This window comes from Streptomyces sp. NPDC037290, from assembly GCF_055603245.1.
Map to the genome: position 1 here is coordinate 276961 of NZ_JBVJVZ010000003.1, position 17718 is coordinate 294678.

General features: G+C 70.1%; 16 protein-coding genes. 5 read left to right on the top strand and 11 right to left on the bottom strand.

What is annotated here, in order from left to right:
- Positions 1-16 precede the first annotated feature (16 nt).
- The 4 genes from argS to ACZ7HQ_RS12025 form a co-directional block, all read right to left on the bottom strand.
- On the bottom strand, positions 17-1678 hold the full coding sequence (gene argS, locus ACZ7HQ_RS12010; protein ID WP_470987521.1) for an arginine--tRNA ligase: 1662 nt from the start codon (positions 1676-1678) through the stop codon (positions 17-19).
- 115 nt (positions 1679-1793) lie between these two features.
- A complete protein-coding gene (locus ACZ7HQ_RS12015; RefSeq protein ID WP_470987523.1) occupies positions 1794-2450 on the bottom strand; it encodes a helix-turn-helix transcriptional regulator in 657 nt (218 codons plus the stop codon).
- A 133-nt stretch (positions 2451-2583) separates the two neighbouring features.
- Positions 2584-4482, bottom strand: coding sequence for a molecular chaperone HtpG (gene htpG, locus ACZ7HQ_RS12020; RefSeq protein WP_470987524.1), 1899 nt, complete (start codon positions 4480-4482; stop codon positions 2584-2586).
- Between the two features lie 166 nt (positions 4483-4648).
- Positions 4649-5020: an ester cyclase gene (locus ACZ7HQ_RS12025; protein WP_470987526.1), complete on the bottom strand. Its 372-nt coding sequence runs from the start codon at positions 5018-5020 to the stop codon at positions 4649-4651.
- A gap of 265 nt (positions 5021-5285) precedes the next feature.
- Here ACZ7HQ_RS12025 and ACZ7HQ_RS12030 point away from each other — a divergent pair, with 265 nt between their 5' ends.
- The 3 genes from ACZ7HQ_RS12030 to ACZ7HQ_RS12040 all read left to right on the top strand — a co-directional run bounded on the left by ACZ7HQ_RS12030 (position 5286) and on the right by ACZ7HQ_RS12040 (position 7249).
- Positions 5286-6059: a chitinase gene (locus ACZ7HQ_RS12030; protein ID WP_470987528.1), complete on the top strand. Its 774-nt coding sequence runs from the start codon at positions 5286-5288 to the stop codon at positions 6057-6059.
- 26 nt (positions 6060-6085) lie between these two features.
- On the top strand, positions 6086-6853 hold the full coding sequence (locus ACZ7HQ_RS12035) for an NPP1 family protein (protein WP_470987530.1): 768 nt from the start codon (positions 6086-6088) through the stop codon (positions 6851-6853).
- 75 nt (positions 6854-6928) lie between these two features.
- Positions 6929-7249: a GatB/YqeY domain-containing protein gene (locus ACZ7HQ_RS12040; protein WP_470988898.1), complete on the top strand. Its 321-nt coding sequence runs from the start codon at positions 6929-6931 to the stop codon at positions 7247-7249.
- A 58-nt stretch (positions 7250-7307) separates the two neighbouring features.
- Here the strand turns inward: ACZ7HQ_RS12040 and ACZ7HQ_RS12045 are convergent, their stop codons facing one another.
- Together ACZ7HQ_RS12045 and ACZ7HQ_RS12050 are read right to left on the bottom strand one after the other, a co-directional pair.
- Positions 7308-7973 (bottom strand): acetate uptake transporter, encoded by a 666-nt coding sequence (locus ACZ7HQ_RS12045; protein WP_470987532.1) that lies wholly within the window; start codon positions 7971-7973, stop codon positions 7308-7310.
- A gap of 210 nt (positions 7974-8183) precedes the next feature.
- On the bottom strand, positions 8184-9635 hold the full coding sequence (locus ACZ7HQ_RS12050; RefSeq protein ID WP_470987534.1) for a purine-cytosine permease family protein: 1452 nt from the start codon (positions 9633-9635) through the stop codon (positions 8184-8186).
- Positions 9636-9972: 337 nt separating this feature from the next.
- Here ACZ7HQ_RS12050 and ACZ7HQ_RS12055 point away from each other — a divergent pair, with 337 nt between their 5' ends.
- Positions 9973-10881, top strand: a complete 909-nt coding sequence (locus tag ACZ7HQ_RS12055) for a dioxygenase family protein (protein ID WP_470988901.1) — start codon at positions 9973-9975, stop codon at positions 10879-10881.
- Here ACZ7HQ_RS12055 and ACZ7HQ_RS12060 read toward each other — a convergent pair.
- Positions 10814-11629, bottom strand: a complete 816-nt coding sequence (locus tag ACZ7HQ_RS12060) for an AraC family transcriptional regulator (protein WP_470987536.1) — start codon at positions 11627-11629, stop codon at positions 10814-10816. The genes ACZ7HQ_RS12055 and ACZ7HQ_RS12060 overlap by 68 nt on opposite strands.
- An 84-nt stretch (positions 11630-11713) precedes the next feature.
- On the opposite strand from ACZ7HQ_RS12060, the gene ACZ7HQ_RS12065 reads away from it, so the two are divergent.
- Entirely contained in the window at positions 11714-12538 is an 825-nt protein-coding gene (locus ACZ7HQ_RS12065) for a TSUP family transporter (RefSeq protein ID WP_470987537.1), read from the top strand.
- Between the two features lie 30 nt (positions 12539-12568).
- Here the strand turns inward: ACZ7HQ_RS12065 and ACZ7HQ_RS12070 are convergent, their stop codons facing one another.
- The 4 genes from ACZ7HQ_RS12070 to argG form a co-directional block, all read right to left on the bottom strand.
- Positions 12569-13645 carry a fatty acid desaturase family protein gene (locus ACZ7HQ_RS12070; protein ID WP_470987539.1) on the bottom strand — a complete coding sequence of 359 codons (1077 nt, stop codon included), beginning with the start codon at positions 13643-13645 and terminating at the stop codon, positions 12569-12571.
- 113 nt (positions 13646-13758) lie between these two features.
- Positions 13759-14757: a type I glyceraldehyde-3-phosphate dehydrogenase gene (gene gap, locus ACZ7HQ_RS12075; RefSeq protein ID WP_470987540.1), complete on the bottom strand. Its 999-nt coding sequence runs from the start codon at positions 14755-14757 to the stop codon at positions 13759-13761.
- 128 nt (positions 14758-14885) lie between these two features.
- Positions 14886-15842 carry a GlxA family transcriptional regulator gene (locus ACZ7HQ_RS12080; RefSeq protein ID WP_470987541.1) on the bottom strand — a complete coding sequence of 319 codons (957 nt, stop codon included), beginning with the start codon at positions 15840-15842 and terminating at the stop codon, positions 14886-14888.
- A 143-nt stretch (positions 15843-15985) separates the two neighbouring features.
- On the bottom strand, positions 15986-17434 hold the full coding sequence (argG, locus tag ACZ7HQ_RS12085) for an argininosuccinate synthase (RefSeq protein WP_470987544.1): 1449 nt from the start codon (positions 17432-17434) through the stop codon (positions 15986-15988).
- Positions 17435-17718: the final 284 nt, after the last annotated feature.

A 17718-nucleotide genomic window follows, 5' to 3' on the forward strand; every position in this document is an offset into this window, starting at 1 on the left:
CGCCGGGCCCGGGCGCCTACATGCGGTGCGGTGCGGAGACGCCGAGCAGGCGCAGTCCGTTGCTCAGGACCAGCCTGCTCGCATCCGTCAGCCACAGCCGGGCCCGGGTACGGTCGTCCGGGGTCTCGCCGGTCCTGGGCAGGATCCGGCAGGCGTCGTAGAAGCGGTGGTACGTGCCGGCCAGCGCCTCCAGGTAGTAGGCCACCCGGTGGGGCTCGCGCAGTGTGGCCGCGGTGGCCACGACCTGCGGGAACTCGGCCAGCGTGGCCAGCAGGTCCGTCTCCCGCCCATGGGTGAGCAGGGCGGGGTCGAAGTCCTCCGGGTCGCCCTTGCCGATGCCGGCTTCCTTCGCCTTGCGCAGGACGGAGCACAGCCGGGTGTGCGCGTACTGGACGTAGTAGACCGGGTTGTCGTTCGACTGCCGGGTCAGCAGGTCGATGTCGAGGTCGATCATCGTGTCCACGCTGGCCCGCGCCAGCGCGTACCGCGCGGCGTCGACGCCGACCGCCTCGGTCAGGTCGTCGAGCGTGAGGACCGTACCCGCCCGTTTGCTCATCCGGACCGGTGTGCCGTCCTTGACCAGGTTGACCAGTTGGCCGATCAGGATCTCCAGGTTCCTGTCCGGGTCGTCACCGAAACAGGCCGCCATGGCCCGCATCCGGCCCACATAGCCGGCGTGGTCGGCGCCGAGCATGATGACGACCCGTTCGAAGCCCCGGGACCGCTTGTTCAGGTAGTACGCGCAGTCCGCGGTGAAGTACGTCCAGGAGCCGTCGCTCTTGACCAGCACCCGGTCCTTGTCGTCGCCGAAGTCCGTGGTGCGCAGCCAGAGCGCGCCCTCGTGCTCGAAGACGTGGCCGCCCTCGCGCAACCGGGCGACGGCCGCGTCCAGGTCTCCGCGGTCGTGCAGGTCCTTCTCGTTGAAGTAGGTGTCGAAGTGGGTTCCGAACGCGGCGAGTGATGTCTTGATCTCGGCGAACATCAGCTCCGTGCCGACCGCCCGGAACACCGCGGAGGACTCGGTCTCCGGCAGGTCCAGCGCGTCGGGCCGCCGACGCAGCACGGCGGCCGCGATGTCCCCGATGTACGCACCGCTGTAGCCGTCCTCGGGCACCGGCGAGCCGTGCGCCGCGGCCAGCAGTGAGCGGACGAAGCGGTCGATCTGCGCTCCGGCGTCGTTGAAGTAGTACTCCCGCGACACGTCCGCGCCCGCGGCCTCGAGCAGCCGGGCGAGGACGTCGCCCACGACCGCCCAGCGGGCCCCGCCGATGTGTACCGGGCCGGTGGGGTTGGCGGAGACGAACTCCAGGTTGAGCCGCAGGCCGCCCAGCCGGTCGGTGCGGCCGTAGGCGTCGCCGGCCAGGACGATGTCCCGGGCCAACGCGCCGATGGCCGCGCTCTCCAGGGTGATGTTCAGGAAACCGGGGCCCGCGACCTCGGCCTTCGCGACTCCGGGGGCCGCGCTCACCAGCGGCGCCAGCACCTCGGCGACGGCGCGGGCGGGCAGGTCCGCGGACTTGGCGAGCTGCAGGGCGACGTTGGTCGAGTAGTCGCCGTGGCCACGGTGACGGGGGCGCTCCACGCGGATCTCGTCGGGCAGCTGTGCCGAGATGTGTCCGGACTGGATGGCCGTGTGAATGCCGTCGGAGATGACGGCCGCGAGATCTGTTGGAGTCACGACGCCGACGCTACCGGAGCGGTCCCCGCAGGTGACATCGGTTTTGCGGGGCTCGACGCCGACGGCGTGGGTGATGTCGGCGAGGTCGGGGCTCCTGGCCGTCGAACTGCCTCCGCTACTTGGCGTAGTTGTAGACAGTGGCCCGGGACACGCCCAGCAGGTCCGCGATGGTCTGGGCGGCATCGCGGGAGTCGAAGTAGCCGTCGCGCTGCAACTGCCGTACGAGTGCCTTCTTGTCCTCCCGGCTCAGGGACCTGGGAGTCGCGGCGCGCTCCGCGGCGTGGGCCTCCACCGCCCGGCGCAGGGCGCGCGCGTTGCGGTCCCGGAGGGTCTCCAGGGGCTGCTCGCCGTGCTCGGCCCCGGTGGCCACCAGGTTGGACAACGCGAGGGTCACCGGGGACAGGACGGACACGTCCAGGTTCAGGCAGAGGGCCGCGATGTACTGTCCCGCGGCGTTCTTGATGCCGATGGAGGTGCTCTTGGCGGGGCGGCCGTCGGGGAACTGGTTGGGGTAGTTCTGGATGACGCTGGGGTAGTCGGGGTCCTCGATGCGGGCCAGTCCCAGCTCGGTGGCGGAGTCCCCCACCTGGCGTCCGGAGAGGTTGTTCTCGATCGCCCGGATCGCATGCCGCGGATCCCTCAGGTCGTGCAGCACGACCTCGCACAGTCCCGGGAACATGCGGCCCAACGCCACGGCGATCTTCTCGGCCTCGCGGACGAGATGCTCATCGGCCTCGGCGGAGGCTGCCGCGGTGTCAGCCGGCTCGTCCACGGGAAGCCCTTCCCTCAAGGCCTTGGACTGAATGTCCATCTCTGGATCAATACTCTAGATGACCGCGGGTCCGTACGCGACCGGCGGCCTGCCCGGTTCCCCGGGCAGGCCGCCGGTGTCTGGCGGATCGGGGTTACAGGGCGCGTTCCAGGCGGTCCGCCATCAGCTTGACGAAGCGGGCCGGGTCCTTCGGCTGGCCGCCCTCGGCGAGCACCGCCAGGCCGTGCAGGAGTTCGGCGGTCTCCGTCAGTTCCGTGCGGTCCTCGCGCTCCTTGTACGCCTGGTTGAGGCCCTTCACCAGCTGGTGGTCCGGGTTGAGCTCCAGGATCCGCTTGGCGCGGGGCACCTCCTGGCCCATCGCGCGGTACATGTTCTCCAGCGCCGGGGTGAGGTCGTTCGCGTCGGAGACCACGCAGGCCGGGGAGACGGTGAGGCGGGAGGACAGACGCACCTCCTTGATGTCCTCCTCCAGGTGCTCCTTCATCCAGCCGAGCAGGCCGGCGTACTCCTCGGCCTGCTTCTCCCGCTCACCCTCACCCTTGTCCTCGCCCGCGGCATCGAGGTCGATCTGCCCCTTGGCGACGGACCGCAGCTTCCTGCCCTCGTACTCGCCGACGGCGTCGGCCCACACCTCGTCGACGGGGTCGGTGAGCAGCAGCACCTCGATGCCCCGGTCCCGGAAGGCCTCCATGTGCGGGGAGTTCTCGATGCTCTGCCGGGACTCGCCGGTGAGGTAGTAGATGTCCTGCTGCCCGTCCTTCATCCGCTCCACGTAACCCTTGAGCGTGGTCGGCTCGGTGTCGTGGTGGGTGCTCGCAAAGGACGCGAGGGCGAGGACGGCGTCGCGGTTCTCCGCGTCGGTGACCAGTCCCTCCTTCAGGACGGTGCCGAACTCCCGCCAGAAGGTGGCGTATCGCTCCTGGTCCCTGGTCATCAGCTCCTTGACCGTGGACAGGACCTTCTTCGTCAGCCGTCGCCGCATCATCTCGATGTGGCGGTCCTGCTGGAGGATCTCGCGGGACACGTTGAGCGAGAGGTCTGCCGCGTCGACGACGCCCTTGACGAACCGGAGGTAGGGCGGCAGCAGCGCCTCGCACTCGTCCATGATCAGCACCCGCCGGACGTACAGCTGCAGGCCACGCCTGAAGTCCCGGGTGAACAGGTCGTGGGGCGCGTGCGCGGGGAGGAACAGCAGGGCCTGGTACTCGAACGTGCCCTCGGCCTGCAGCCGGATCGTCTCCAGCGGGTCGCGCCAGTCGTGGCCGACGTGCTTGTACAGCTCGTGGTACTCGTCGTCGGACACCTCGTCACGCGGGCGCGCCCACAGGGCCTTCATCGAGTTCAGCGTCTCGGGTTCGCGCGCCTCGTCGCCCTCGGCCTGCTCCGGGACCATGCGGATGGGCCAGGTGATGAAGTCCGAGTAGCGCTTGACGATCTCCCTGACCTTCCACGGGGAGGTGTAGTCGTGGAGCTGGTTCTCCGGGTCGGCGGGCTTCAGGTGGAGCGTGACCGAGGTGCCCTGCGGCGCGTCGTCGACCGGTTCGAGCGTGTACGTGTCCTCGCCGCGCGATGTCCAGCGGGTGCCCTGGCCCTCGCCGGCGCGCCGGGTCACCAGGGTGACCTCGTCGGCCACCATGAAGCCGGAGTAGAAGCCGACGCCGAACTGTCCGATGAGCCCTTCCGCCCCGGCCGCGTCCTTGGCCTCGCGCAGCTCCTGGAGGAACTGCGCGGTGCCCGAGTTCGCGATCGTGCCGATGAGCCGGCCGACCTCGTCGTACGACATCCCGATGCCGTTGTCCCGCACGGTGAGGGTGCGGGCGTCCTTGTCGATGTCGATCTCGATGTGCAGATCGGACACGTCCGCGTCCAGCGAGTCGTCCCGCAGCTTCTCGAGACGCAGCTTGTCCAGCGCGTCGGAGGCGTTGGAGACGAGCTCCCGCAGGAAGACATCCTTGTTCGAGTAGACCGAGTGGATCATCAGCTGCAGCAGCTGACGGGCCTCTACCTGAAACTCGAGCGTTTCAGTCGGCATGTTCGCGCATTCCTCACAGGTGTGGTCGCCGGAACTGACGCCAGCCACTGTAAAACACCACGTCAGGAGGCGGCCGGCAGACGGCACCGGTGGCTGGATCCAGCTCCCCGCGCGGACCGTCCCGGGAGAGGAGGGGGCGGCAAACCCGGCCTGCACGTCCGGGCGGTCATCGGGCTTCCAACTGCCGCATCTGTGACGCGACGTCGACGACGCCCCACATCTCGGCGATCCGGCCGTCCTCGAAACGGAGGATGAAGATCTCGCCGTAGGTGACGGACCGGCCGGTCGGCGGCACCCCCCGGAACTCGCCCCGGTGGGTCCCGGTCACCGTGTTCCTGGCCACGACCTTGTCCCCCTCGGCGATCACGTCCTCGACCGCGACGTGGATGTCGGGAAACGCGCGCAGGAGCACCGTCCAGACCTGCTTGAGTGCCTGCACTCCCGTCACACCCATCGGCACCGGCGCATGGAACAGCGCGTCCGGTGCGACGAGTTCGTCGATGGCCTTCGCGATGATCTGCGGATCACCGCTGTTCACGCGTCATGAAAGCGGTGCCAGGTCTCTTTGTTGCGCGTGGTCCCGTCTGTGGGCATCGACGTCTCCTTCGGCGGTTCGGCTACCCATGTCAGACGAGACAGCCCGCGACGATGTGACACGACCGGTGATGCGACACGACCAGGTGAACCGGTGGGCTACTCAACTGCCCTTCGCCGGCGCTGACTTCACCTCTTGACGAAGTTGGTCCATACCTTTAGGTTCACCGGTGCTTCCCCAGCCCCACGCGAAAGGCCACCCCCCACTCATGGCCAAGTCCCTCTCCGCAGCCGTCGTCTCCGCCGCGCTCGGCCTGTCCGCCTGTCTGCTCACCGCTTCCCCCTCCCACGCCGCCGCCGGCACGCTGACCGGTTCCGGCCACGGGCCGGCCACGTCGACGCACGGCAGCGTGGCGCCCCGGTCGGCGTTCGTGGTGAGCGAGGCGCAATTCAACCAGATGTTCCCGAACCGGAACTCGTTCTACACCTACAGCGGGCTGACCGCGGCCCTGAGCGCCTACCCGGGCTTCACGAACACCGGCAGCGACACGGTCAGGAAGCAGGAGGCCGCCGCCTTCCTCGCGAACGTCAGCCACGAGACCGGCGGGCTGGTGTACGTCGTCGAACAGAACACCGCCAACTACCCGACCTACTGCGACTGGAGCCAGCCGTACGGCTGCCCCGCGGGACAGGCCGCGTACTACGGTCGCGGTCCGCTCCAGCTGTCCTGGAACTTCAACTACAAGGCCGCCGGTGACGCACTCGGCATCGACCTTCTGAACAACCCCTGGCAGGTGGAGAACAACGCCGCCGTCGCCTGGAAGACCGGCCTGTGGTACTGGAACACCCAGTCGGGACCGGGCAGCATGACCCCGCACAACGCCATGGTCAACAGCGCCGGATTCGGACAGACCATCCGCTCCATCAACGGCTCCCTCGAATGCGACGGCAAGAACCCCGCCCAGGTGCAGAGCCGCGTCGACGCCTACCAGCGCTTCACCCGGATCCTCGGTGTCGCGCCGGGCGACGGCCTGTACTGCTGACGCCGGCTGCCCGGCAAGGAGCCGTGATGCGCGACGTGAAGTCCCTGACCAAGGTCCTGTTCGGTGCACTCGGCGCGATGGCGCTTCTCGTGGCGGTCCCCGCGAGCGCCCACGCGAACGTCCTCACCCTGCTGCCGCAGAACGCCGACGGTCTGGAACAGACCTTCTCCCCCGCCTACGACTACGACGGTGACGGCTGCTACGCCACCGCCGCCATCGGCGCCGACGGCACCGTCAACCCCGGTCTGAAACTCGGCGGCGACGTCAACGGCCACTGCCACGACTACGCCCAGCTCGCCAACGCCAACACCTACTCACGCGAGAAGTGCGACAACGGCTGGTGTGCCGTCGTGTACGCCAGCTACTTCGAGAAGGACCAGGCGACGCTGGGCCCGGCGGCCATCGGACACACCCACGACTGGGAGCACGTCGTCGTGTGGATCAGCGACAACCAGGTCCAGTACGTCTCGGTGTCCCAGCACACCGGCTATCAGGTGGCCGCCCGCTCCTCGGTCCGCTTCGACGGCACCCACCCGAAGATCGTCTACCACAAGGACGGCATCTCCACCCACGACTTCCGCTTCGCCAACGGCAACGACGAGCCGCCCGAGAACGTGACCGGCGGCTGGTTCTACCCCCGCCTGGTGGGCTGGAACGGCTACCCGGCCGGCTTCCGGGACAAGCTGATGAGCGCGGACTTCGGCGCCGCCACCATCAAGATCAAGGACGGCGACTTCGCCTACGCACTGGCGCACTCCATGCCCTCGGGCATCCCCTTCGACCCGAACGCCTGAACACCTGAACGCCGCAGACATAGGATCGGCGGCATGTCCCTGCGTCTTCATATGCGTCACGCTCTGCGGGATGCGATGCGCGCCCGCGACAAGGTCGCGGTGAGCGCCCTGCGTTCCACCCTCGCCGCGCTGGACAACGCCGAGGCGGTGCCGGTGGACGACACCGAGCCGCGGGGCCCGGCTCTGGAGCAGCTGCCGGTCGGTGTCGGCGCCAGCGAGGCCGCCCGCCGTGAGCTGAGCGAGCAGGACATCACCGCCATCGTGCGGGCCGAAGCGGATGAACGCCTCACGCTCGCCGCCCGGTTCACGGCGCCCACGCAGGCGAACCGGGCATCTCAGCTCCGTGCGGAGGCCGCCGTACTGATCGGGCTCCTCGACCTGCCCGGCACCGTGTAGCACCGCAACGGAACGCTCGGCGGCGGCGCTTCCCATCATGGACTGCCGCCGCCGCATCTCAGGGGAGGCGCTCGCCGTGTGTCGGCGGGGCCGCGGCGGGCCGGCGTGGGCCCACGGGCAGGACGGTGCGTCCGTGGGTCTCGTTGATGACGGTCGCCGCCGACGTGTACCAGGCGACGAGCCCCGTGGCGATGCCGAACCATCCGCCGACCTGGGTCATGGCGTGCGGCTGCACGCCCGTCTGGAAGGCACCGATGGCCAGGAAGAGGTAGGTGAGCGCGAGCAGCACCAGCACCAGCAGGACGGCGAGGCTGACACGGAGCGCGGCGACGGCCATGTAGGCCGTGAAGATCGCCCACCCGAGCAGGAACAGGCCGAGCGCGTTGTGCGAGCCCCCGGCGAGTGCCAGGCGCGGTGCGAGCCACCAGTAGGTCAGCCAGAAGGCGGCGTACGAGCAGAAGGCCGTCGCGCCGAACGTGTTGCCGCGGCGGAACTCGAACAGACCCGCGGCGAACTGGGCGAGACCGCCGTAGAACGCGGCGAGACCCAGCACCGGCAGGATGGCGGCGCTCTCCTTCAGCAGGCTGGTGTTGACGATCGAGAGCAGCAGCGTGGTCAGGGCGAAGCCGGCCAGGCCCAGCGGGGCGGGATCGCCCCAAACCGCCGGGCGCGGATCTCCCGCGGGTGGCCGCTCCGGGTGGAGGCTCCTCGTGTCCTCGTTCATGTCCGGCATCCCTTCGACCAGAGCAGAGGACCAGCAGCCGACGCTCGCCGAGCCCACGAACGTGCTGGTCGGAACCCCGAGGCGGGCTGACGGCACTCGCGTGCCGCCTGCGTCTACCTTTACGAAAAGTACCCATTTGTCGTATTCGTTAGCCCTTCCGGGCTCGAATTGTCGGCGGCGCCCGTCGGCCGGCTGAGCGCGGCCCCGCGGTCAGGGCTCGCGGTGCTCGTGTGCCGCCTGCTCCAGCGCCGCCGCCTCGGCCTCGGCCAGGCGCGTCTCGGCGGCCACGTCGATCGAGCGGGTCAGCCACCAGTACAGCAGGGCGGAGACCGGAAGGCCGATGAACAGGGAGATGTCGGCTCCGCCCAGCGCCTTGGCGGCGGGACCGACGAACAGGGTGCCGACGGAGAAGAAGGGGATCATGACGGCGAAACCGACCAGGTACGCGATGATTCCGTGCCAGCCCCAACGGCCGTAGATGCCGTGCGGGTTGAAGATCTCCGCGATGGCGTAGTGCCCCCGGCGCACGACATAGTAGTCCATCAGGTTCACGGCGGTCCACGGGATGAACAGGTAGAGCACCAGCAGCAGGAAGTTGTTGAAGTTCGCCAGGAAGTTGGAGGTGGCGGCCAGCGCGCCGATGAGGGAGAGGGCCGCGGTCAGGCCGAGGGTGAGCAGGCGCACGGCCAGCGTCGGTCGCACCCGTTTGAAGGAGTCGATGCCGCTGATGAGGGTCAGCGAACCGCCGTACATGTTCAGCGCGGTGACGGACACGAGGCCCAGCGCGGCGAAGAGCAGCACGATCGCGCCGAAGCCGACGAACACCTTGTCCCCGGCCGCGTTGATCGACGTGATGGTGTCGAAGTTCTCGCCCGCCCAGGCGGCCAGCAGCGTACCGAGGACCATCAGCCAGATGCCGCCGAGCGCGGAGCCGAAGTACGTCCAGTAGAAGGTCTTGCGGACCGTCACGTCCGGCGGGAGATAGCGCGAGTAGTCGGAGACGTAGATGGCCCAGCTGATCTGGTAGCCGGCGACCACGCCGAACTGCGCGAGGAACGGGGTCCACTTGAAGGCGCCGAGGTCGAAGGAGCCCGCCGGATAGTGGAGGGTGACGAGGACGCCGACCGTGAAGACGCCGAAGATGACCAGGAAGGTGTAGGTCAGCATCCGCTCGGCCTTGTGGATGATGTCGTAGCCCACCAGCGCGATCACGAGGGCGACCACGGTGACCACGATCACCCACAGCTTGACGCCGCCGTGCAGGGTGGCGTGCAGGGACTCGGCGGCGAGGATGCTGTTGAAGACGTTGAACCCGGCGTACTGCACATACGCGAAGAGCCACACCAGGAGGGCACCCACGTAGCCGAACTGGGGGCGCGACTGGATCATCTGCGGCAGGCCCAGCTGAGGGCCCTGCGCCGAGTGGAAGGCCATGAAGAAGGTGCCGATGACGGTCCCGGCGACGATGGCCAGCAGCGACCAGATCAGGTTGCCGCCCTCGGTGATGCTGATCAGTCCGACGGCCAGGGTCGCGATCTGGGCGTTCGACATGAACCACAGCGGGCCCAGATGCCAGAGCTTTCCGTGCCGCTCGTCGAGGGGTACGTAGTCGATGGACCGGACCTCAAGGCCGGACACCCTTGGCTCAGCTGATGTGCTCATGACGCCTCCCGGCGGTCCGGTCTGCCTCTGGGACACATTGTTCTCCGCCGCGGACGGCGTGACGAGCGGTGCGCGCGAAGCCGCAGGGGGCGGCGAGAGCGGCGTGGCGTTCCCCGATGACGACGTGGTGACGTCGAGCGATGCATGATGACGTTCCGTGCACGTTCCAAGTCGACCGGCGACCGGCGGGCAGAGCGCTCCGGCGTCCTTACTCGTCCAGGTCGTTGCAGCCCCCGTCCAGGCCGGCGGCGACGCACACCGCGTCACGGCCGGCCGGGAAGCAGGAGAGATGACCGAACACCTCGCCTCGGACTCCGGCATGGCCCCGCCCTCGGGGATGTTCGAGGCGGAGCGCTCCGCGGAGATCGTCGCCGCGCGTTTCGCCGGCACGACCGACGAACGCCTGCGGGAGATCCTCACCTCCCTGGTGCGGCACACCCATGCCTTCGTCAAGGACGTAGGACTGACCGTCGAGGAGTGGGCGGCGGGCATCCGCTTTCTCACCGAGACCGGCCACCGGTGCGACGGCACCCGGCAGGAGTTCATCCTGCTGTCCGATGTGCTGGGTGTGTCGATGCTGGTGGAGACGCTCAACCAGCCGGCCGACGGACAGGTCACGGAGTCGACGGTGGAGGGCCCCTTCCACATGGTCGAGTCGCCGCCGCGTGCCCTCGGCGACAGCATCGACGAGGCGGGACGGGGCGGCGAGCCGTGTCTGGTCACCGGACGGGTCGAGGATGCCGACGGCCGGCCGGTGGCGGGCGCGAGCGTCGACGTGTGGCAGGCCGACGCGGACGGCTTCTACGACGTGCAGCGACCCGGCGAGGTCCCGGAGCGCAATCTGCGGGGGCTGTTCACGGCCGACGAAGCGGGTAGGTTCTGGTTCCGCACCATCGTGCCGCGCCACTACGCCATCCCCGCGGACGGCCCGGTGGGCGGACTGCTGAGGGCCGCCGGACGCCATCCGAACCGCGCCGCGCACATCCACGTCGAGGTGTCCGCGCCCGGCATCCGCAGGCTGACCACGCATCTCTTCGTCGAGGGCTCCCCCTACCTGGACTCCGACGCCGTCTTCGGTGTGAAGCAGAGCCTGATCCGGACCTTCGCCCGGGTCGACGACCCGGCCCGCGCCGCCGAGCACGGCCTGCCCAACCCCTTCCGGCACGTCGACTTCCCCGTCACCGTCGAGCGGGCGGGGCCGGTCGGTCCTGGCGGCCCCCGACGCCGCTGTGACGGTTCGCGGTGAAGCGGGACGGGGGTATGCCGAAGGCGCGGGTGAAGGCGGCTGTCAGCGCGGCCGGAGAGGCGTAACCGAGGCGGCCGGAGACCTCGGTGACCGACGCCGTACGTAGCAGGGGCACGGCGGCGAGCAGACGCGCCCGGGTGCGCCAGACCGCCGGGCTCTCGCCGGTCTCGGCCCGGAAACGCCGGGTGAAGGCCCGTTCGCTCATGGCCGTCCGCGCGGCCCATGCCGCGTTGGTGACGCCGGCGTCCGGTGCGGCCAGGTACTCCCGGCAGATCGACGCGAGGTCGGCGGCGGCGGGGATGGCGACGTGGAACGGGAGCGGGGTGCGCGCCGCGATCTCGTGCAGCAGGAGCGCCACGACGCAGCCTTCCCGGCCGGTGAGAGCGTAGTCCGGCTCGAACTCGACGGCTGCGAGGAGCAGTTCGCGCAGCAGGGGCGTCACGTCCACGACCATGCAGGTGGCGGGCCACCAGGGCACTGCGTCCGGCTCGATGTAGAGGCTCCGGGTGCTCACGGCCAGCATGCGGACCCGGTGCCGGGTGGCCGCCGGGATCAGCACGGCCCGCTCCGGCGGAACGGTCCATGTGCCCTCGGGTGTGTCGACGACCATGACGCCCGTCGCGCCGTAGAGGAACTGCGCGCGCCGGTGCTCGTGCCAGTCGAGCACATGGCCGGGCGGATAGTCGGTGCCGATGGGCAGGACAGCCCGGTCCACGTGGTCCAGCTCGTCCAGGGAGACGTTCTTCACGCGGCCACTGTAGGGGCCGGGTCTCGAAGGAATGGTGCCGTACATCGCATGCGAGAAGCCCGCCGTGACTGGTGAGGTGGGCCTGTGAACGATGTGGCACTTCTCGGTATCGGACTGCTCACCGGGGTGACGACGGTCCTGTTCGGGTTCGGCGGCGGATTTGTCGCGGTCCCGGTCGTGGTGTGGGCGGACGCGGCACTCGGCGCGGACGCGATACGGGTGGCGACCGCGACCTCGGCCCTGGTCATGCTGGTGAACGCGGGGTTCGCCACGGCCGTCACGCCCCGGCGCGTCCTGTCCGCGCTGCGCGGCAGCGGCCCGCTGCTGCTCCTGCTGGCGGTCGGAGCCGCGGCCGGTGCGCTCGCCACCCGCCACGCACCGGCCGGGCCGGCCCACTGGGGATTCGTCGCCTACGTCGCTCTCACCCTCGGCGATCTGCTCCTGCGCCCCGGCTTCCTCAGGCGGCGCGGACCGGCGGAGGACGGCCACGCGGCTCAGGTAGAGGACCCTCGCGAGGTGCCCCGCCGCCTCCCCGCCGTCCTCGGCGCGCCGATCGGTGCGGTGGCGGCCTTCCTCGGTGTGGGCGGCAGCGTCATGACGGTCCCCGCGCTGCGACGCGCAGGGCACCCGATGCGTGTGGCGGCCGCGCTGGCCAACCCGCTCACCCTCGCCATCGCACTCCCCGCCACCGCGCTCTCGCTGAGCGGCACGGGCGCCGGCGCCGGGTACCCTCACCCGCACCTGGTCGGCCTCGTCGACGTCCGCGCCGCCGGGGCTCTGCTGATGGGCGCCCTGCCCGTCATCGCGGTGCTCAGGCGCCGGCCGCCCCGGATCCCGGACCGCGCCTACGCGTGGGCGTACCTGGCGCTGCTCTGCGTCGTGGAGATCGCGATGCTGCTCGCGGGCTGAGGCGGGCGCGACGCCTTCGGGGCGCTGCCGTCAGGACGCCCTGCGCTGCCGCCTGATCGGCTCTCCCACCCGGTGCAAATGGGCGAGGGCCTCGCGGTAGGACCGGATCAGGCCGGTCTCGTGGTACGGCACCCCGATCTCCGCGCAGTACTCGCGGACGATGACCTGGGCCCGTCGCAGATGGGGGGTGGGCATGCTCGGGAACAGGTGGTGCTCGATCTGGTAGTTGAGCCCGCCGAGCATCACATCGGTGAGCCGGCCGCCTCGTACGTTGCGGGAGGTGAGGACCTGGCGGCGCAGGAAGTCGGGCCGCTCGTCACCGCTGAACGTGGGCATCCCCTTGTGGTTCGGTGCGAAGGTGCAGCCGAGGTAGACACCGAAGAGGCACTGGTGCACGAAGAGGAAGGCGACCGCCTTGCCGGGCGAGAGCACCAGGAACAGCGCGGACACGTACGCGGCGAGATGCAGGAGGAGCAGACCGCCTTCCAGCACCCGGTGTTTCATGGCGGGCGAGCGCAGCGCGCGCACGCTCGCGACGTGCAGGTTGAAGCCCTCCAGGGTCAGCAGGGGGAAGAACAGCCACGCCTGGTGTCCCCCGATGAGCCGGGCCGGGCCACGGCTGGCGCGGGCCTGGGCGGTGGACCAGACCAGGATGTCCGGGGCGACATCCGGGTCGAGTTCCTCGTGGTTGGGGTTGGCGTGGTGGCGGGTGTGCTTGTTCATCCACCAGCCGTAGCTCATGCCGATTCCGAGATTGCCGAAGAGCCGGCCCCACGTCTCGCTCGGCCGGCCGCGCCGGAACACCTGACGGTGCGCCAAGTCATGTGCTACGAGGGCGACTTGACCGAAGGCGAAGGCCAGGACTGCTGCCACCGCCAGCTGCCACCAGGTGTCGCCGAGCGCGAGGAAGGTGCCCCAGCCCGCCGTCATCAGCGCGGTCACCAGACCGAGCCGTGCCGTGTAGTAGCCGGGGCGCCGCTTCATCAGACCCGCCGCGGCGACACGCCGGGACAGCCGGGCGAAGTCGCTGCCGGCTGCGGAACCGGACGTACGGGCAGGGGCGGCGGACTCCTCCGCGGCGGCCGGGGCATGAGTGGAGATCGTCATGCCGTCGAGTCTCGGCGCGCCCGTTCGACCGGGACAGCCGGTCAGTCCCCCGACCGGTTGGGGGGCTTTCCCTACGACGCCCAGGGTGTTGCCCCCCTGCCGAGCCGCCGACCTCAGCTCCCGGCGAGCAGTTCGAGTGTGTCGATCACGCGGTGGGAGAAGCCCCACTCGTTGTCGTACCAGGCGACCACCTTGACGTGTCGCCCGTCGACGCGGGTGAGGGCGGAGTCGAAGACCGAGGAGGCCGGATTGCCCGTGATGTCGGAGGAGACGAGCGGGTCCTCCGAGTACTCCAGGATGCCGGCGAGGGGCCCCTGCGCCGCGGCGCGGTACGCCGCAAGCACGTCGTCGCGGGTCACGTCACGTGCGACGGTCGTGTTGAGTTCGACGATCGAGCCCACCGGAACGGGCACCCGGATCGAGTCGCCGGACAGCTTGCCGTCGAGGTTCGGCAGCACGAGACCGATCGCCTTCGCCGCGCCGGTCGTGGTGGGCACGATGTTGACGGCGGCGGCGCGGGCCCGGCGGGCGTCGCGGTGCGGACCGTCCTGCAGGTTCTGCTCCTGTGTGTAGGCGTGCACCGTCGTCATGAAGCCGTGCTCGATCCCGGCGAGTTCGTCCAGCACGGCGGCCAGCGGCGCGAGCGCGTTGGTGGTGCAGGAGGCGTTCGAGACGATCGTGTGCAGGGCCGCGTCGTACGCGTCGGTGTTCACCCCGTAGGCGAGCGTGACGTCGGCTCCGTCCGACGGCGCGCTGACGAGCACCTTCCTCGCGCCGGCGTCGAGGTGTGCGCGGGCCGCCTTCGCCGAGGTGAAGCGGCCGGTCGCCTCCAGCACGATGTCCACACCGAGTTCGGCCCACGGCAGCTGGGACGGCTCGCGTTCGGCCAGGACGGTGATACGGCGGCCGTCGACGACGAGGGCGTTCCCGTCGACGGTCACGGGACGGCCGAGGCGGCCGGCCGTGGTGTCGTAGGCGAGCAGCCGCGCGAGGGTGGCGGGTTCCGTGAGGTCGTTCACGGCGACGACGTCGAGGGCGCTGTCGCGTTCGAGCAGTGCGCGCAGCACGTTGCGTCCGATACGGCCGAACCCGTTGATGGCGATGCGAGTCATGAGTGGTGCCCCTTGGTTTCCCGCTGGTCCCTGGTGGTTCTTCGGTGCGCCACCAGCGTCGCGTGCCGCAACGGTTCATGGCCGTGTCGAGAGCGCCATGGTTCGCAAGGATCGCGCCAGCCGCCCGGCTACTCGCCCTGGGTGAAGGTGCGCCGGTACTCGCTCGGGGTGGTGCCGAGGATCTGCTGGAAGTGGGTCCGCAGGTTCGTGCCGGTGCCGAGACCGACGTCGGCGGCGATCTGCTCGATGCTGCGCTCCGAGCGTTCGAGCAGTTCGCGGGCCAGGTCGATGCGGGCGCGCATCACCCACTGCATCGGCGTGTACCCGGTGTCCTCGACGAAGCGCCGGGAGAGCGTGCGCGGCGAGACCGCGGCGTGCCGGGCGAGCACCGTGAGGGTGAGGGGCTCGCCGAGGCGGTGCAGGGCCCATTCGCGGGTCGCGGCGAACCGCTCGCCCAGCGGCTCGGGCACGCTGCGCGGCACGTACTGGGCCTGCCCTCCGCTGCGGTAGGGGGCGGCGACCAGGCGCCGTGCCGCGTGGTTCGACACGGCGACCCCGAGGTCCTTGCGCAGGATGTGCAGGCACAGATCGATGCCGGAGGCAGCGCCGGCGGATGTCAGCACGGTGCCCTCGTCGACGAAGAGCACGTTCTCGTCGACCTGCACGAGCGGGTGCTTCGCCGCGAGGGCCCGCGTGTAGTGCCAGTGCGTCGTGGCGCGCTTGCCGTCCAGCAGGCCCGTGGCGGCGAGTGCGAAGGCCCCCGTCGAGATGGCGGCGAGACGAGTGCCCCGTGCGTGGGCGGCGAGCAGCGCCTCGACGACGGAAGGCGGCGGGTCCTCGCGGTCCGGGAACCGGTAGCCGGGGATGAAGACGATGTCCGCCCACGCGAGCGCTTCCAGGCCATGGGCGACGTGGTACGACAGACCGTCGCCGCCCGCCACCAGCCCGGGCGCCGGTCCGCACACCCGCACCTCGTACGGCATGCTGGCCCGCGTCGTGAACACCTGTGCAGGGATCCCGACATCGAGCGGCTTCGCACCTTCGAGCACCAGGACGGCGACGCGTTGCAGACGGGGGGACGGCACGGGACACAGCGTACGAGAGCCGCGGGGACGGCTGTGCGGCAGCAGTCCGGTGACCGCTGCCGGGCGGGCCGTCGCCCACGACGGCGGGCCCCCGCGGTGTGGAACCGAAGGGGCCCGCTGCCCGGGACGTGTGGCCGGCGGTGTCAGTCCGTGCCGGACTCCATCGCGGCGCGGTCCAGGGCCTGGTCCTCCTCCGAGACCTCGCCGCGGGAGGCGATCGCCTCGGCGCCGCCGGTGGGCATGGCACCGATCAGACCGGTGGAGGCGGCCTGGGCCGCGCCGATCAGCGCCGGGTGCTCGGTGCCGACCATGCCGAGGCCCGCGTACTGCTCGAGGCGCGCGCGGGAGTCGGCGATGTCGAGGTTGCGCATGGTGAGCTGGCCGATCCGGTCCGACGGACCGAACGCGGAGTCCTCGGTGCGCTCCATGGACAGTTTGTCCGGGTGGTAGCTGAACGCCGGGCCCTTGGTGTCGAGGAGCGAGTAGTCCTCGCCGCGCCGCAGCCGCAGGGTCACCTCGCCGGTGACCGCGGCGCCGACCCAGCGCTGCAGCGACTCGCGGATCATCAGTGCCTGCGGGTCCAGCCAGCGGCCCTCGTACATGAGACGGCCGAGCTTGCGGCCTTCGGTGTGGTACTGGGCGAGGGTGTCCTCGTTGTGGATCGCGTTGACCAGGCGCTCGTAGGCCGCGTGCAGCAGCGCCATGCCGGGTGCCTCGTAGATGCCGCGGCTCTTGGCCTCGATGATCCGGTTCTCGATCTGGTCCGACATGCCGAGCCCGTGCCGGCCGCCGATGGCGTTGGCCTCCATGACCAGCTCGACCGGCGAGGCGAACTCCTTGCCGTTGACCGTCACGGGGCGGCCCTGGTCGAAGCCGATCGTCACGTCCTCGGCGGCGATCTCGACCGTGGGGTCCCAGAACCGCACGCCCATGATCGGCTCGACGGTCTCGACGCCGGTGTCCAGGTGCTCCAGGGTCTTGGCCTCGTGGGTGGCGCCCCAGATGTTGGCGTCGGTGGAGTACGCCTTCTCGGTGCTGTCGCGGTACGGCAGCCCGTGCGCGAGCAGCCACTCCGACATCTCCTTGCGGCCGCCCAGCTCGGTCACGAAGTCGGAGTCGAGCCACGGCTTGTAGATCCGCAGGTGCGGGTTGGCGAGCAGGCCGTAGCGGTAGAACCGCTCGATGTCGTTGCCCTTGAAGGTGGAGCCGTCGCCCCAGATCTGCACGTCGTCCTCGAGCATCGCCCGGACCAGGAGGGTGCCGGTGACGGCGCGGCCGAGGGGCGTGGTGTTGAAGTAGGCACGCCCGCCGGAGCGGATGTGGAAGGCGCCGCAGGCGAGCGCGGCCAGCCCCTCCTCCACCAGGGCCGCCCGGCAGTCGACCAGGCGCGCGATCTCGGCACCGTAGGTCGTGGCGCGGCCGGGCACCGAGGCGATGTCGGGCTCGTCGTACTGGCCGATGTCGGCGGTGTAGGTGCACGGGACGGCGCCCTTGTCGCGCATCCATGCGACGGCGACCGACGTGTCGAGACCGCCGGAGAAGGCGATACCGACGCGCTCGCCGACCGGAAGGGAAGTGAGGACCTTGGACATAGGAAGAGTATGCATCACTCCGTATGCTCATGCATAGTGCGGACCCGCATCGGTTCCCCGGGTACGTCGGCCGGCCTGCCGTCGGCACGAGCGCGGGACACGGGGCTCCCCATGCCCTCGCCCGGTGACGAGGGCGAGGGTGAAGCCGTCGTAGCCCTTGGTGCCGACCGGACCGGCTCGTCCGGCGGGAAGACATGCCGGTGGACGCCGTCCACGATCTCGTGAGCCGTTCCGTCGCTGGTAGGGAAAGCCCCACGCAGGAGGTGTCGTCGGATCCACTCTCG